Origin of the sequence: Flavobacterium hankyongi, from assembly GCF_036840915.1 — a bacterium.
Classification (GTDB): domain Bacteria; phylum Bacteroidota; class Bacteroidia; order Flavobacteriales; family Flavobacteriaceae; genus Flavobacterium; species Flavobacterium hankyongi.
The window spans coordinates 502,095-517,648 of sequence record NZ_CP085725.1 but is presented as its reverse complement, the minus strand read 5'-3'; the positions used below and the strand labels follow the sequence as shown (position 1 = coordinate 517,648).

At 32.2% G+C, this 15,554-nt stretch carries 12 protein-coding genes; 2 read left to right on the top strand and 10 right to left on the bottom strand.

Features of this window, described 5'->3' with window-relative positions; translation table 11 throughout:
• Window positions 1-26 precede the first annotated feature (26 nt).
• The 8 genes from LJY17_RS02440 to LJY17_RS02405 form a co-directional block, all read right to left on the bottom strand.
• Complete coding sequence (locus LJY17_RS02440; protein WP_264542283.1) at window positions 27-3,041, bottom strand: glycoside hydrolase family 3 N-terminal domain-containing protein; 3,015 nt, start codon at window positions 3,039-3,041, stop codon at window positions 27-29.
• A gap of 9 nt (window positions 3,042-3,050) precedes the next feature.
• Window positions 3,051-3,533 (bottom strand): ABC transporter ATPase, encoded by a 483-nt coding sequence (locus tag LJY17_RS02435; RefSeq protein ID WP_264542282.1) that lies wholly within the window; start codon window positions 3,531-3,533, stop codon window positions 3,051-3,053.
• Between the two features lie 10 nt (window positions 3,534-3,543).
• The gene (locus LJY17_RS02430; RefSeq protein ID WP_264542281.1) at window positions 3,544-4,308 is read right to left on the bottom strand and encodes a phosphatase PAP2 family protein; all 765 of its coding nucleotides are present in this window, start codon (window positions 4,306-4,308) and stop codon (window positions 3,544-3,546) included.
• 8 nt (window positions 4,309-4,316) lie between these two features.
• Window positions 4,317-5,108 carry a (Fe-S)-binding protein gene (locus LJY17_RS02425; RefSeq protein ID WP_073310935.1) on the bottom strand — a complete coding sequence of 264 codons (792 nt, stop codon included), beginning with the start codon at window positions 5,106-5,108 and terminating at the stop codon, window positions 4,317-4,319.
• A gap of 34 nt (window positions 5,109-5,142) precedes the next feature.
• The gene (locus LJY17_RS02420; RefSeq protein ID WP_264542280.1) at window positions 5,143-5,592 is read right to left on the bottom strand and encodes an LNS2 domain-containing protein; all 450 of its coding nucleotides are present in this window, start codon (window positions 5,590-5,592) and stop codon (window positions 5,143-5,145) included.
• An 86-nt stretch (window positions 5,593-5,678) separates the two neighbouring features.
• Window positions 5,679-7,019 (bottom strand): (Fe-S)-binding protein, encoded by a 1,341-nt coding sequence (locus LJY17_RS02415; RefSeq protein WP_264542279.1) that lies wholly within the window; start codon window positions 7,017-7,019, stop codon window positions 5,679-5,681.
• A 30-nt stretch (window positions 7,020-7,049) separates the two neighbouring features.
• Entirely contained in the window at window positions 7,050-7,994 is a 945-nt protein-coding gene (locus tag LJY17_RS02410) for an MlaD family protein (RefSeq protein ID WP_264542278.1), read from the bottom strand.
• A gap of 54 nt (window positions 7,995-8,048) precedes the next feature.
• Complete coding sequence (locus LJY17_RS02405) at window positions 8,049-9,194, bottom strand: N-acetylmuramoyl-L-alanine amidase family protein (protein ID WP_264542277.1); 1,146 nt, start codon at window positions 9,192-9,194, stop codon at window positions 8,049-8,051.
• A gap of 74 nt (window positions 9,195-9,268) precedes the next feature.
• Between LJY17_RS02405 and LJY17_RS02400 the strand changes: the two genes are divergently transcribed.
• Window positions 9,269-11,989: a putative LPS assembly protein LptD gene (locus LJY17_RS02400; protein ID WP_264542276.1), complete on the top strand. Its 2,721-nt coding sequence runs from the start codon at window positions 9,269-9,271 to the stop codon at window positions 11,987-11,989.
• Window positions 11,990-12,017: 28 nt separating this feature from the next.
• Entirely contained in the window at window positions 12,018-12,398 is a 381-nt protein-coding gene (locus tag LJY17_RS02395) for a Rid family detoxifying hydrolase (protein ID WP_264542275.1), read from the top strand.
• A gap of 84 nt (window positions 12,399-12,482) precedes the next feature.
• Here LJY17_RS02395 and dnaK read toward each other — a convergent pair whose 3' ends face one another.
• Together dnaK and LJY17_RS02385 are read right to left on the bottom strand one after the other, a co-directional pair.
• The gene (dnaK, locus tag LJY17_RS02390; protein WP_264542274.1) at window positions 12,483-14,369 is read right to left on the bottom strand and encodes a molecular chaperone DnaK; all 1,887 of its coding nucleotides are present in this window, start codon (window positions 14,367-14,369) and stop codon (window positions 12,483-12,485) included.
• Window positions 14,370-14,589: 220 nt separating this feature from the next.
• Window positions 14,590-15,498, bottom strand: coding sequence for a metalloprotease (locus LJY17_RS02385; RefSeq protein WP_264542273.1), 909 nt, complete (start codon window positions 15,496-15,498; stop codon window positions 14,590-14,592).
• Window positions 15,499-15,554: the final 56 nt, after the last annotated feature.

Sequence of the window (15,554 nt, the reverse complement as noted above, 5' to 3'; positions counted from 1 at the left end):
CAGTCACTTTTAGACAAAATTAACTATTATTTGATAATTGCTTCGTAGATAACTTTTTGAATATCCTCACGTATATTTTCCTTAGAAAGTTTGTTTGGAGCATTACCATCAGGATAAGTTCTATTAGACAGAAAAACGTATATAATTTCTGTTTCAGGATCTGCCCAAGTCATCGTTCCAGTAAAACCTGTATGTCCAAAACTAGTTATAGAAGCACAACCACATGTTGGCCCTGAAGTCCCAGCTAATTGTGGTTTATCAAAACCTAAACCTCTTCTATTACCTTCAGCACAGAAATAGCATGTATTAAAATCATCTAATGTTTTTTCAGAAAAGTACTGAATTCCTCCATAATTGCCTTTTTGCAAATACATTTGCATTATTTTGGCAATATCTATACTATTAGAAAAAACACCAGCATGTCCCGCAACTCCACCTTGCATTGCTGCAGCCATATCATGTACATAACCATGAACTTCCTGATGTCTAAAATATTTGTCTTTTTCTGTTGGTGGAATTACATCTTCGGAAAACTTTCTTAACGGATTGTACATTGTACTACTCATTCCTAACTTTGAAAAGAAATTTTCATTAGCCAAAACATCCAATCCTTTTTTATGGTGTGTTTCTAAATATTCTTTAAGCAAAATGAATGTAAAGTCACTGTATTTGTATTCTTTTTTAGGCAACAGCTTACTTTTCATTATTTTACTAATGATAGTATCATTATAGGCATTTGTGATGTATAAATTCTCTGCAACTTGTGTAGTAAAAGGTTTTACACTTGTTTTTTTATAATATTTTTTAAGTGGAAGCTTAGTTACTGAATCTAAAGTACTTTTATAAAAAGGTTCCCAAGCTTGCAAACGAGCGTAATGTGAAAGTAAATCTTTAAAAGTAATAGAATCTTTATTTGTTCCTTTAGCCTTGTGGACCATTTGTCCTAAATGAGTATCTAGACTTATCTTTCCATGATCGTAATCCAGCATTACATTTGGCAAAGTTCCAACAATTTTTGATAATGAAGCAATATCATAAATATCTGAGTTTTTCACCTTCACATCCTTCCTATAAGTGTGATATCCAAAAGATTTTTGATAAATAACTTTACCTTTTCTAGCCACTAAAACTTGTGCTCCTGGTGTCATTCCTCCATCTATGGCCTTCTTTACAATTCCATCAATTTTAGACAAGATTTTTGAGTCCATTCCAACACTCTCTGGGTTAGTAAAACCTAATCTATTAATTAAATCAGTAGACAATCCATCGCCTACTTTAAAATCTTCATTAATAGAAACTGGTAATTTTCCTTTAGCCTGAACAGTACCAAAAATTATTTCAGCTGAAATTTCCTGAGGGATATCTCCATTTTGATACGAAACAATTATACTTTCAAACTTGTCAAAATCTTTAATTGGTAAAAGTACATAAGGTTTAGAAAAAACATCTAAAATCACATCATTATGCTCTGCCACTTTGTTAACTAATTCAAGCTCTTTGGATGTAAATTCATGTTTCTTCCACCAAGATTTATCAGAAACATGATAACCGATAATTACTTTGTCATATTTCTTCAACTCCTGATTTAAACTGTCTACATTTTTATGAGAGACTTCCGTTACTTCAGCATATTTTTTTAAGGTAGATAAAAATGCTGTATTATTATCATCACCTATTTTGACATAAGCCAATTTAGATTTTGTCAAATCTTTAATTGGAAGTATTTCATCATTATTTTTAATGACAGTTATTGCATTTTCATACAATTTGTATTGTAATGATGTACTTTCTGGTTTGTTAATTTCGCTATATAATCCATCTATTTGAATTGGCTTGTAATTGTTTAAACCTGCCTTATACTTATATTTTAAAATCTTCTTCACTGAAAATTCAATCCTTTCATCTGTAATTTTTGGAATTGAATCTGTATAAGCTTGTTTGAATTTTTCTACCGCTTTAGGAACATCTTCTGCAAAAAGCAAAATATCATTACCAGCCATAAAAGCTTCAAAATCTATATCTCCAGGTTTTTTAAAACTACTGGCTCCTTTCATATTCAGTGCATCTGTAAAAATTAATCCTTTAAACTTTAGTTGTTCTTTAAGTATGTCATTTACAACATGGTATGAAATAGATGTTGGGTAATTCTCACGAGGTTCCAAACTTGGCACATTTAAATGAGCAACCATAACGGAAGCTAATCCTAAATGAAACATCTTTTTGTAGGGATAAAACTCAACTTCATTTATTCGTTCTTCTGAAAAGTTTACTATAGGGAGTGTATGATGTGAATCAGTTTCGGTATCACCATGACCAGGAAAATGTTTACCTGTTGCAAAAACCCCTTCATTTTGAATTCCTTTCATTAGAGCAACAGCTCTTTTAGCCACTTCTTCCTTGTTTTCTCCAAAAGATCGATTTCCAATGATAGGATTATTTGGGTTTGTATTGATGTCTAAAACTGGTGCAAAATTAAACTGAAGTCCGAGACGTTTAGCTTCTTTAGCCATTTGACCTCCTAATTCTTCAATTAATTTCATATCCTGAACGGCACCAAGTGTCATGTTCCAAGGATATTTATACGTTGAATCTAAACGCATGCTCAATCCCCACTCGGCATCATTACCAATAAACATTGGTATTTTAGATTTAGACTGAAATCTATTGGTTAATCTTGCTTGACGTACAGGGCCTCCTTGGAAGAAAATTAGTCCTCCTATTTTATAATTTTTAACAAGTTTTTCAATAGCATTAAAATGTACAGTATCCTTGTTAGAATAAGCCGCCACCATGAATAATTGACCTATTTTTTCTTCGAAAGATAATGTTGAATAAACACTATCTACCCATTTTTTCTCAGCTGGAGAATCTTCAAACAAATTAAATCCTTCTAATGAAGGATCTTTAAATTTTTCGATATTTGGATTTTCGGCAATAGCAACATCATCGCCTTTTACAGGGAGTTTTTTCTTTACAGAACAATTTACTGTAAAGGCAATTATACATAAAAGGAGAGAAATATTTATTCCGAGATTTTTCATTATATTTTTTTAAAAGAAACGACTATGCCAGCTATCCTCTGCGGGCACTTCCCAAGCTTCGTTAAACTCTTGAATAGTGTTTACCAAATTATTGAAAACAATTGTTGTTCCTGAAACAGCCTTTTCTTTAGCCATTTTTTTGAAATCAATTAAAGATTTATGAGCAATAAATTCACCATTTTTAAAAGTAACATTCATTTTATCCAATAAATCTACTTCGTATTTTTTCTCTAATTCTTGGATAAACGAAACTGATGAATCTATTGAACAACCTGTAGCAGCTTGTACTTCTTGATTTACTGCCAAAACAATAAATCTATTGTATTTTGTTATAAATGAAGCTTCTAAACTTGCTCCATGAGCTGACCAATTTTCGACGAAATCTTTAACCAAAGATTCAATTTCAGTCATTTCTTCATCCGTGAATTTTCTATTGGACTGATAAATCCAAATTCTTGATTCTATTGGCAATTCTTCAAAAGGAAGATACATAATTATATTTTTAAAATTTTGAAACTAATCCAAATCCAACTTCTTTATTACCATAATAAGGAAGTAATGATATTTTTGTTTTTGTCAAATTTTCCTTGAAAAACAATTTATTTATATATGGATAGAGAAAATAAGCAATTTTTGTACTCAACATCCCTATTCCTGCACCGGCCGCAACATCACTAAACCAATGTCTATTGTTGTACATTCTAAAAAAACCAGTAGCCGATGCTACTGCATACCCTGATAAACTATACCAAAGTGATTTGTCTTTATATTCTTGATGCAATAATTCGGCACCCATAAATGCTGTAGCAGTATGTCCCGAAGGAAAAGAATTATTTGACGTTCTATCTGGTCTTTCAGAAACAGTGGTACTTTTTAAAGTATTTACAACAGCTCCCATAATTAAATATGACGTAGCCGTTATAATAGCTTTGTCTTTAAAGCTATGCTTACTTTTTATTCCTAATCCATCGAGTGCATAAATAGAAACTAATGGCGCATATTGTGAAAAATCATCAATGGTTAGTTTTTTATCGATGTGTTCTCTTATTTCTTCCCTTACTTCAGTATTAAGATCTAAAAGCTGATGACTTTCTAAACCAACAACCCCATAAATTACTAGAGCCGAAGGAATAATGAATTGCTTATAATTAATTTTACTTTTTTCTAAAGAAACAGAATCTTGTTTAACAACAATTTCATTTTCTTGAGAAAATAAAGAAAGGAACATAAACAATAAAAAAACTGATAATATTTCTTTCTTTTTCATTCTTTTAATTATAAATCTTGTGCGTTTGCAATTAACTCAGCAACATCAAGAACTTTTACATCATGCTCGCGATGTTTTGCTTTTGTTCCATCTGTTAACATTGTATTACAGAAAGGACAACCAGCTGCAATAATTTCAGCATTTGTCTCTAAAGCATCTTCGGTTCTCTCTACATTAATATCCTTATCACCATTTTCAGGTTCTTTAAACATTTGCGCTCCTCCAGCTCCACAACATAATCCGTTTGCTTTTGAACGCTTCATTTCTACTAATTCAGCATCTAACTTTTGAATAAGTTCACGAGGTGCTTCGTATATTTTATTAGCACGACCTAAGTAACAAGGGTCATGGAATGTGATTTTTTTCCCTTTAAACTGACCCCCTTCAATTGTAAGTCTGCCAGCATCCAACAATTCTTTTAAGAATTGAGTATGATGCACTACTTCAAAGTTTCCTCCTAACTCAGGATATTCATTTTTTAAAGTATTAAAACAATGAGGACAAGCTGTTACAATTTTTTTTGTTTCATAAGCCTTCAACACCTCAATGTTCATGAAAGCCTGCATTTGGAATAAAAATTCGTTTCCAGCTCTTTTTGCAGGATCACCAGTACAACCTTCTTCAGTTCCTAATACTGCAAATTCGACATTGGCTTTATTTAAAATACGTACAAAAGCTTTAGTTATTTTTTTTGCTCTATCATCAAAACTTCCAGAACATCCTACCCAAAATAACACTTCTGGTTGTTTGCCTTGAGCTAACATTTCGGCCATTGTAGGCACTACTAAATTTTCTGACATAATCTATATGTTTATTCGTTGGTCTTGTTTGTTTTTAAATACTATCTTTTTCGTCATCAAAAACTTCGATAGTAACCTGTTTCTCAATTAAATCTGTAAACCTTCCTCTGTATCGAGTCGCTTTTACCAAATGATTATCAATCCAATGATAATTTCCTCCTCTTGGTTTTCCCATTATCATTCCGTGATATTTGAAACCGTGTTTTTTTAACCAAATTTCAGTGTATTCTCTATGCTCCTCAGTTCTTGATGTAAAGAAGAAAATAATATGACCTTCATCATACCATTTGTTCAAAGTTACTAGTGCGTCAGGATATACTTCGGCTGTTAGCATTCTTTCTGGCTCTTCATTTGGAATATCATCACAAATAGTTCCATCAATATCAATCAAATAGTTTTTGATTCCTGGAGGAAGAATAGGACTAATAGTTTGTCCATCTTCTGAAGCTGCAATTAAATTTTTATCTAAATCTTGGTTTTCCATTGTTGTGTGTTGTGTTGCGTGAGGGATAGAAGCAAACTACCATGTAGTGCGAATAGCCCGACCCGAAGGGGCACGCCAAAATTATTCTAATTTTCGTCTTTCCAGTTTAATCTATCCAATTGGTTGTATTGCCAAGGCGCACTATTGTTCTCAATATTTGTCATCATTGCATTTAATGATTGAGGTGCAGCACTTTGCTCCATAACCAAGTAACGACGCATATCCATAATAATAGATAACGGACTAATATTTACAGGACATTCCTCAACACATGCATTACATGATGTACATGCCCAAAGTTCCTCTTGTGTGATGTAATCATTTAATAGTGATTTTCCATCTGGAACAAAAACACCATTGTTTTTATCCATATTATCCCCTACTTCAACCATACGGTCACGAGTGTCCATCATTATTTTACGTGGAGATAATTTTTTACCTGTTTGATTTGCTGGACATGATGAAGTACAACGACCACACTCTGTACAAGTATAAGCGTTTAATAATTGCGCCCAGTTTAAATCCTGAACATCTGAAGCTCCAAATTTACTTGGTGCTGCATTAGCGTCTGGTGCTGGCGCCGCAAAAGGGTCAGCATTTGGGTCCAACATTAATTTTACTTCGTTTGTTACGCTTTCTAGATTGTCAAATTTTCCTAGTGGATTCAAATCGGCAAAATAAGTATTTGGGAATGCTAATATGATATGTAAGTGTTTTGAATAATATAGATAGTTCAAAAATGCCATCACCATCATAAAGTGACCCCACCATCCTATTCTTTCTAAAATATGCAAAGCTCCTTCTGACATCCCGCCAAATATTGCTGGACCTACATGTTGTGAAACTGCGAAACCAAATGAGCCTTGTCCTTCAAAATGAGATTTACCCATATTGTATAGTACTTCATCAGTACCATTCATTGTGAAAATACAACATACCAAAATGATTTCCATAATTAGAATCAAATTTGCATCTTTTTTAGGCCATCCTAATAATTCTGCTTTATTTAAGCGTGGTAACTTTAATAAGTTTCTTCTAGCTAAAAACAAAACAGTTGCTGTTAAAGCTAAAACTGATAATATTTCGATGAAACTGATTAAGAAAGTATAGAAACCTCCTAAAGCTGGTTTAAAAAAACGATGAGTACCAAAAATACCATCAACAAGAATTTCTAATAATTCTATTTGAGTGATAATAAAAGCAGCATATAAGGCAAAATGTAGTAAAGCCGGAATTGGTCGTGAAAACATTTTCTTTTGACCAAAAGCAACAAGTGCCATATTTTTCCATCTTTCAGAAGAACGGTCAGAACGATTTACATCTTTTCCTAATTTGATGTTTCGAATAATTTTTTTGACATTTTTAGCAAAAAAACCTCCTCCTACTATAAGAATAACAAGAAATAGTATACTGCTTAAATAATTCATAATGGTTATAATTGGTTGATTTGTTTGTTTTTATTTTTGTTCTGGTGCTGTGTATGGCTTTTCTTTTTTTCCAAAAAGCGATACGTTAACATAGCGAGTTGGATGTAATCTTAAATCTTGCAACAACAGTTCAAGCTCTTTAGAAGCTTTTGCGAAGTTGTTATACATTGTTTCATCTTTCATAAGTTTACCCATTGTACCTTTTCCAGACTCAATATCAGTCATTATTTTATTAACATTTACAAGAGTAGTTTCCAAGTTTTTAACTGTTTGCCCTAATTGAGCCTTTTCTAAATCAGAAGAAATTTTAGAAAAATTTTGAGTAGTCTGATCTAAATTTGAAACAGCACTACCTAATTTATCTTTGTTTTGCGCTAAAAGTTGATCTAACTCGGCAGAAACTTTTGTAAAATTAGAAAGTGTTTTATTTAACTCATTTATTGCTTTTTTAAGATTGGCCTGAGTTTCTGTATCAAGGACATTATTAACATTTGTTAAAAGTCCATCAGCACTTACAAGAACTTTATCTAACCTATGTTGTAAAGGTGTAAGTTTTTCACCTAATGAAGATGTTAATCCTAATTTTACTCCCGCTATTAATTTATCTCCAGAAACAGCAACTGATTTATCTTTATAATTAGGAACAATTGCTATTTGTTTACCTCCAATGAAACCAGGCTCATAAATTTCCGCGACACTTGTTTTTGAAATTGGAAAATCTTCTTCATTAATTTGAAGTTCAACTAATAATTTTCCGCTTGATGTTAATTCTATTTTATCAACCTTCCCTATAATTTTTCCGCTAACGGTTACAGGAGCAGAAACTGCCAACCCTTCTACGTTATCATACTCTACAAAAAGTCTTTTGTGATCATTAAATAGATTTGAGCCTTTTAAAAAACTATATCCCCAAATAAACAATAATAATGAAGCGATAACAAGTATAGCTGTTTTAATTTCTCTAGTAATTTTCAAAATGTATGGTTTTTAAAAAGACAAAAGTACTAATTTAATAGATATGTAAGTAAATTACTTGCTCTTTAAAGCATCGTTTAAGCTGATTTTTTGACCATTTTTAAAGGGTACAATAAATGCCGAATCATAACCTCTGGTTTTAGCTTCAAGCAATTGCATTTTTGCTTCGTTGTAATCATTAGTTTCGCCATACATATACTTAAAGTAACCTTTTTCTGAAATAAATGATATTTTCTTTAGACCATTAAAGTTCTCTGGCTTAGTTTCTACTTGTGTTGCACTAGCTTTAAGTTGGACTTTATAAATAACTTTATTAGAGTCAACAGGTCTAGAATCGTTTGTTTTAGGTGTAGAATCTTTAACTGTTGTTTTTGCTGTATCTTTTTTGACAACTGGTCTTTCAGACTTTTGAATTTCAATAACTGGCATAGTACCACCAAAGTGCTCCACTTTCATTCTAAAAATTGCATCTGCAATTGATTTAGCAACATTTAATTGTCCTTCTTCAGAGTTTAAGTAAGCGCCCTCTTCTTTATTTGAAATAAATCCCATCTCAATTAAAACTCTTGGCATAAAGGCTTTATGTAAGACCATAAACGGAGCTTGTTTTACTCCTCTTACTTTACGATTTAATTTTATATCAAAATTGTCTTGAATTCTACTAGCAAACTCAATACTTTGATCTAAATATTCTTCTTGCGCCAAAGTCGCACTAATTAATGACTCAGGAGAATTTGGATTATATCCTGCATATTTTGTTTTATAATCTTTCTCCATCTCAATTACCTGGTTTTCTTTCTTAGCCACTTCTAAACTTGAAGCACTTTTAGAAAGTCCCATTACATAGGTTTCTGTTCCATAAGCTTCTTGATTTTTGTTGGCATTACAGTGAATTGATACAAACAAGTTGGCATCAGCTCTGTTCGCTATATTAGCACGCTCGACAAGATCAACAAAAGTGTCATTCTTTCTCGTGTAAATTACTTGGATACTTGGATCTTGCTCTAATATTTTTCCAACTTTAAGCACTACACCTAAAGCAATATTCTTTTCTACAAAACCATGATAAGTAGCTCCAAAATCATGATCACCATGACCTGCATCTAAAGTAACTTTAAACTTACCTTGAGCAAATGCTGAAGAAACAATAAGTAATGATACTAAAACAAAAACTTCTTTGATTTTAAGAGTAAACTTCATACTAAAAATTTTATAATGACCAAAAGGTTATAATTTTACTAAATGCTTAATTATTTTTAAAAATAGATGTAAGTTTGTCACTTCAAAAATTAAGCCATACTTTTACAAAAATAGTATTTATAGCGTTGCGTACAAACTTATTTCATATCGTTTTACTGCCTTTTTTATTAACTCTTAGCAGTTTAAAAACTTTTTCGCAAGAGTTACCAAAAAAGAATATTTCAATATCTACTGATAAACAAGAAGATAAGATATTGATAAGTAGAAAAAATACTACAAGACCTCAAGATTCTACAAAAACTGACACTGTAAAGAAAAAAAAGGCTTTACTGGATGGAAAAATCCATTATAAGTCTAAAGAATACGCAAAAATCAATCAAAAGAAAAAGCAAATCACTTTACATGACGAAGCTGAAGTCTACTACAAAGACATCGAATTAAAATCGGGAATCATTGTAATTGATTATGAAAAAGATGAAGTTTATGCTGGTAGATTAAAAGATAGTTCAGGTACTTACATACAATATCCTGTATTCAAACAGGGGCAAAATGTTGTAGAACCTGATTCAATTCGTTTTAATTTCAAAACCAAGAAGGCATTAATCTGGAACTCAAGAACAGATCAAGGAGAATTTAAAGTAAAAGGTGAAATCACTAAGAGAGAAAATGACTCTGTTTATTTCATAAAAAATGCTCGTTTTACGACTTCAAAAAACATTGAAAATCCAGAATATTATTTTATTGCAAGAAAAATTAAATTAGTCCCTCAAAAGAAAGTAGTTACTGGACTAACAAACATGGTAATTGCAGATGTCCCTACTCCTATTGGACTCCCATTTGCCTTTTTTCCAATGACTGAAGAAAGTACCTCGGGAGTAATTCCACCTACTTTTGGACAAACTAATGCTCAAGGTTATTTCCTTCAAAATGGAGGTTACTATTTTGCACTAAATAAACATTATGATTTAGCACTATTAGGTGATTATTACACTAATGGAAGCTATGCTTTTAGAGCAGAAACAAGCTATGCCAACATATACAAATTCAGAGGAAATTTCAATTTTAGATATGAAAATCAAATAACAGGAGAAAGAGGTTTACCTGGATATGGTAAAACAAATTTATATAATATTCAATGGACTCATTCACCTGATGCTAAAGCAACTCCAAACTCAAGATTTTCTGCTTCAGTGAATTTAGGAAGTTCAAAATATTACCAAAGTTCTTTTAACCAGCTTAATACCGCAAATTTTTTAAATAATACATTAAGTTCTTCAATTTCATATAGCAAAACCTTTAATAGCATCCCTCAGGTAAACATGTCATTAACTGCATCACATTCTCAAAACACGAATACTGGTGTTATAAATATGACTTTGCCAACCTTACAAGCTAGTGTTGATAGAATTTTTCCATTTGCCCCAAAAAATGGAACAAAAAAAGGATTAATCAAAAACATTAATTTTCAATATAGTTTAAGAGGAGAAAATAGATTTGAAACAAATGATTCTTTATTTTTTAAATCTGAGATGTTTAAGCAAGCAAAAAATGGATTACAGCATTCAATTCCTTTAAGCACAAACTTTAAAGTATTCAAATATTTTAGTGTAACTGCTTCAACTAATTATCTTGAAACTTGGTATTTAAAAACTACTGAAAAGAAATATAATTCATTGACGAACAAAGTTGAAGATATTGAAAAATCTGGATTTGATGCTTTTAGAACATATGATTTTTCTTCAGGCGTGGGAACTACAATTTATGGAACATTCAACATTAGTAAAGATAAAAAGATACAAGCCATTAGACATGTAATGAGACCTAATGTGAGTTACTCTTATACACCAAGTTTTGAAAGATACTATGATACTTATGCTGCAGATGGAAGTGGTAGAATGGAAACCTATACTCGATTTGAAAAAGGAATTTTTGGTGCTCCAGGTAAACAAAATAATAATATCCTTAGCTTTGCTTTAAACAATACCTTTGAAGCAAAAGTAAGAGATAAAGATTCAACTAAAGTTGAACCAAAAAAAATAATGCTACTTAATAACTTCAATCTATCAACTGGTTATAATATTAGTGCAGATTCATTGCGTTGGACACCTCTTAGAGTAAGTGGAGGAACAAATTTACTAAAAGACAAAATGAATGTAAATTTTGGTATGACTTTAAATCCATATGCTATAAACAATAAAGGTCAAATGGTAGATGTATTTAATATTAATAATGGCGGAAGTTTATTTAGAATGACAAGTGCTAATATGACTATTAATTATTCTTTTTCGAGCAAAGACTTTAATGGTAATAAAGATGGAAAAGAAAACTCATTAAACAATAAAGGATTACGTAGTGGAGGTCGCGCAGATGATTTGTTTGGTACTACAACCGATTTTAGTGACAGACAAAAAAGCCAATTTGGGAAAGACGAAGAAACTAAGTTTGATGAATTTTTCAATGCAAGCCTTCCTTGGGATTTAAAACTTGCCTATTCACTAACCTACACTAACAATAATAGAGAAAACAAAATATCTCAAAGCTCCTTAATGTTTTCTGGTAATGTTGATATATCTCCACGCTGGAAAGCTGGACTATCTTCTGGATACGACTTTGTGCAAAATGGAGTAACATACACTCAATTAAGATTTGAAAGAGATTTATTAAGTTGGCGAATGGATTTCAACTGGAATCCTATTGGCGATAGAGCATCTTGGTATTTTTTCATAGGAATTAGCTCATCAGTTCTTAGTGATATTAAATGGGACAAACGTAGTTTACCTGACAGAAGACTTTAATCATCATATTTCTAAACATACAATTTATATGAAAAAAATAATTTTTACCGAAAAGGCACCTGCTCCTATTGGTCCATACAATCAAGCCGTTTTAGCTGGTGATACACTTTATATTTCTGGACAAGTAGCTTTTGTTCCTGGAACTGACAATTTAATTTTAGATAACATTGAAGCAGAAACTGATCAAGTCATGAAAAACTTAAAAGCTATTTTAGAAGCTGCTGACATGACTTTTGAGAATGTTGTTAAATCAACTATATTTATCATGAATATGGGAGATTTTGCTAGAATTAATTCAGTTTATGGTAAATACTTCAGCGAAACGACAGCTCCTGCTCGTGAAACAGTTCAGGTAGCAACATTACCTAAAAATGTTAATATCGAAATTTCTATGATTGCTGTTAAGTAATTTTTTTTTGACTATCATAATAAAATATAAAAACCCGAGTAATTAATTACTCGGGTTTTTTATTATTCAAAATATAATTTTAGATTATTTCACTTCTTCAAACTCTACATCTTGAGTTGAATCACCATTAGCGTCAGCCTGCGGTTGAGCACCTTGTGCTTGTCCTTCAGATTGAGCTTTGTATAATTCTTCAGAAGCATTTTTCCACGCTTCATTGATTTTATCTAAAGCTGGAGTAATTGCAGAAATTTCTTTTGTTTCGTAAGCTGCTTTTAATTCATTTAAAGCTGCTTCAATTGTTGATTTATTTCCTTCTGACAATTTATCACCAAACTCATTCAATTGTTTTTCTGTTTGGAAAATCATACCATCAGCTTCATTCAATTTATCTGCTTTTTCTTTAGCTAATTTATCTGCTTCTGCATTTAATTCAGCTTCTTTTTTCATTTTTTCGATTTCCTCTGGAGTTAATCCTGAAGAGGCTTCGATACGGATATCATGTGATTTTCCAGTTCCTTTATCTACAGCAGTCACATGGATAATACCATTTGCATCGATATCAAAAATAACTTCAATTTGAGGAACTCCTCTTGGTGCTGGTGGAATACCATCTAAGTGGAAACGACCAATTGTTTTATTGTCACCAGCCATAGGACGCTCACCTTGTAATACGTGAATTTCTACTGACGGTTGATTATCAACAGCTGTTGAGAATACCTGTGATTTTTTTGTTGGAATTGTTGTATTAGACTCAATTAATTTAGTCATTACACTTCCCATAGTTTCAATACCTAATGAAAGTGGTGTAACGTCTAATAATAATACGTCTTTTACATCACCAGTTAAAACTCCTCCTTGGATAGCAGCACCGATAGCTACAACTTCATCAGGATTAACTCCTTTTGATGGTTTTTTACCAAAGAATTTCTCCACTTGCTCCTGAATTACAGGGATACGTGTAGAACCTCCTACAAGGATTACTTCATCAATTTCAGAAGTTGACAAACCTGCATCTTTCAACGCTTTAGCAACTGGTTCCATAGAACGTTTTACTAAAGTATCTGCTAATTGTTCAAATTTAGCACGAGTTAACGTTTGAACTAAGTGCTTAGGTCCTGAAGCCGTAGCTGTAACGTAAGGTAAGTTAATTTCTGTTTGTGCAGAAGATGATAATTCAATTTTTGCCTTCTCTGCAGCTTCTTTTAATCTTTGTAAAGCCATTGGATCTTGACGTAAATCAACACCTTCAGCAGCTTTAAAGTCATTAGCTAACCAATCAATAATTACTTGATCAAAATCATCACCTCCTAAGTGAGTATCTCCATTAGTCGATAATACTTCAAATACACCATCACCTAATTCAAGGATAGAAATATCAAAAGTACCTCCTCCTAAATCGTATACTGCAATTTTCTTGTCATGTGCAGCTTTATCTAAACCGTACGCTAACGCTGCAGCTGTAGGCTCGTTAATGATACGCATAACTTTTAAACCAGCGATTTCACCTGCTTCTTTAGTAGCCTGACGTTGTGCATCATTAAAATAAGCCGGTACCGTAATTACTGCTTCAGAAACTGAATGTCCTAAATAATCCTCCGCAGTTTTTTTCATTTTTTGAAGTGTCATTGCTGACAATTCTTGTGGAGTGTACAAACGACCATCGATATCTACACGTGGCGTATCGTTGTCTCCTTTTACTACTTTATAAGCAACTGTTGATGCCTCTTTAGCACTTTCAGAATACTTATTCCCCATAAAACGCTTAATTGAAGCGATAGTTTTAGTAGGGTTAGTTACTGCCTGACGTTTAGCAGCATCTCCTACTTTAATTTCTCCACCTTCAACAAATGCAATTACAGATGGTGTAGTTCTTCTACCTTCAGCATTTGCGATTACTACAGGCTCTCCACCTTCCATAACCGAAACACATGAATTGGTTGTTCCTAAATCGATTCCAATAATCTTACTCATAATATAATTCTCCTTAATTTTTATTTCTTTTTGATTACTCCTCTATGAGTGAGCAGTGTTTTTGTAACACGATTTGCAAAATGACAAGGATTGTGCCAAGGATAAAATATTATTAAAATGTCAGTTTTTACAAAACCAGATGTGACAAAATGTCAATTTAAAACTATACAAAATAAAAAAACCGTCTAGATGACGGTTTTTAAAGTAATTGAATTCTAACTTATTGTAGGTTGAAGTATTCTTCATCTGACATTTCTCCCGACTGAATTCTTCTTAACTCTTCCATGTGTAACATGATATATGCATGAGTTTCTTTAGATATGTTAGCAGGTTTAGCTAAACGATAGGTTCCAGCTAAAACACCACTATAATAATAGAAGAAATTATAATCAAATTGAGATGCTGTTAATTTTGCATTAGCAGGATCTGCCAATAAGAAGCCTAAACGAACTGCTGAACGACGTTGTGGAGGCGTTCCATGGTGTCCTGAACTTGTTGTTTGATAATCACCAATTGCATACGCAAATTCATAACCAGTTGCTATAGAAGCAAAAGTTGATTTTCCATATCCTCTACGTAAATAGTATCCTGCCATACCATCTGCTTCTAACTCATTTGGTCTTGCTGTTGATTCACTCACAGATGGAAGTCCAAAAGCATATTGTAATTGATGTCCGTATTCATGAGCTAAAATCATTACGTTTATTAAGTTTGAAGCATCTTTAGCTTTTGCATCTCTAAAAATACCTTCTCCATAATAGATTCTTCCTGTGCTGTAAGAAATTGCATTATAAGTTGAATTCCAATTAGTTCCATTGTATACAAATCTAAACAAAGGTGCTGCTACAGAAGTTCCTCTCCAAAATGTTTTAATCGCCGTATTTTGATTGTTCATTAAAGTTACATCTGAAGATGTTCCAGCACCAGCAGATAGCGTAGTTGATAAAACAGCAGATGAAGGCCAATATGCATCTACATACATACATTCCTTTTCAAGTCCATGTGGCTGTTCAATTGTTTTTGCATCTAAGTTCTCAACAGGAACTTCGTTTTCATCTTTAGTACACGAATAGATTGTTACTAATGCAACTGCACTTAAAATAAATGCACTTTTTTTAATTTGTTTCATAATTGTTTGGTTAAAAGTTAATTATGTCAAATTTAAAAAAGTTTTAATTTAAAAAT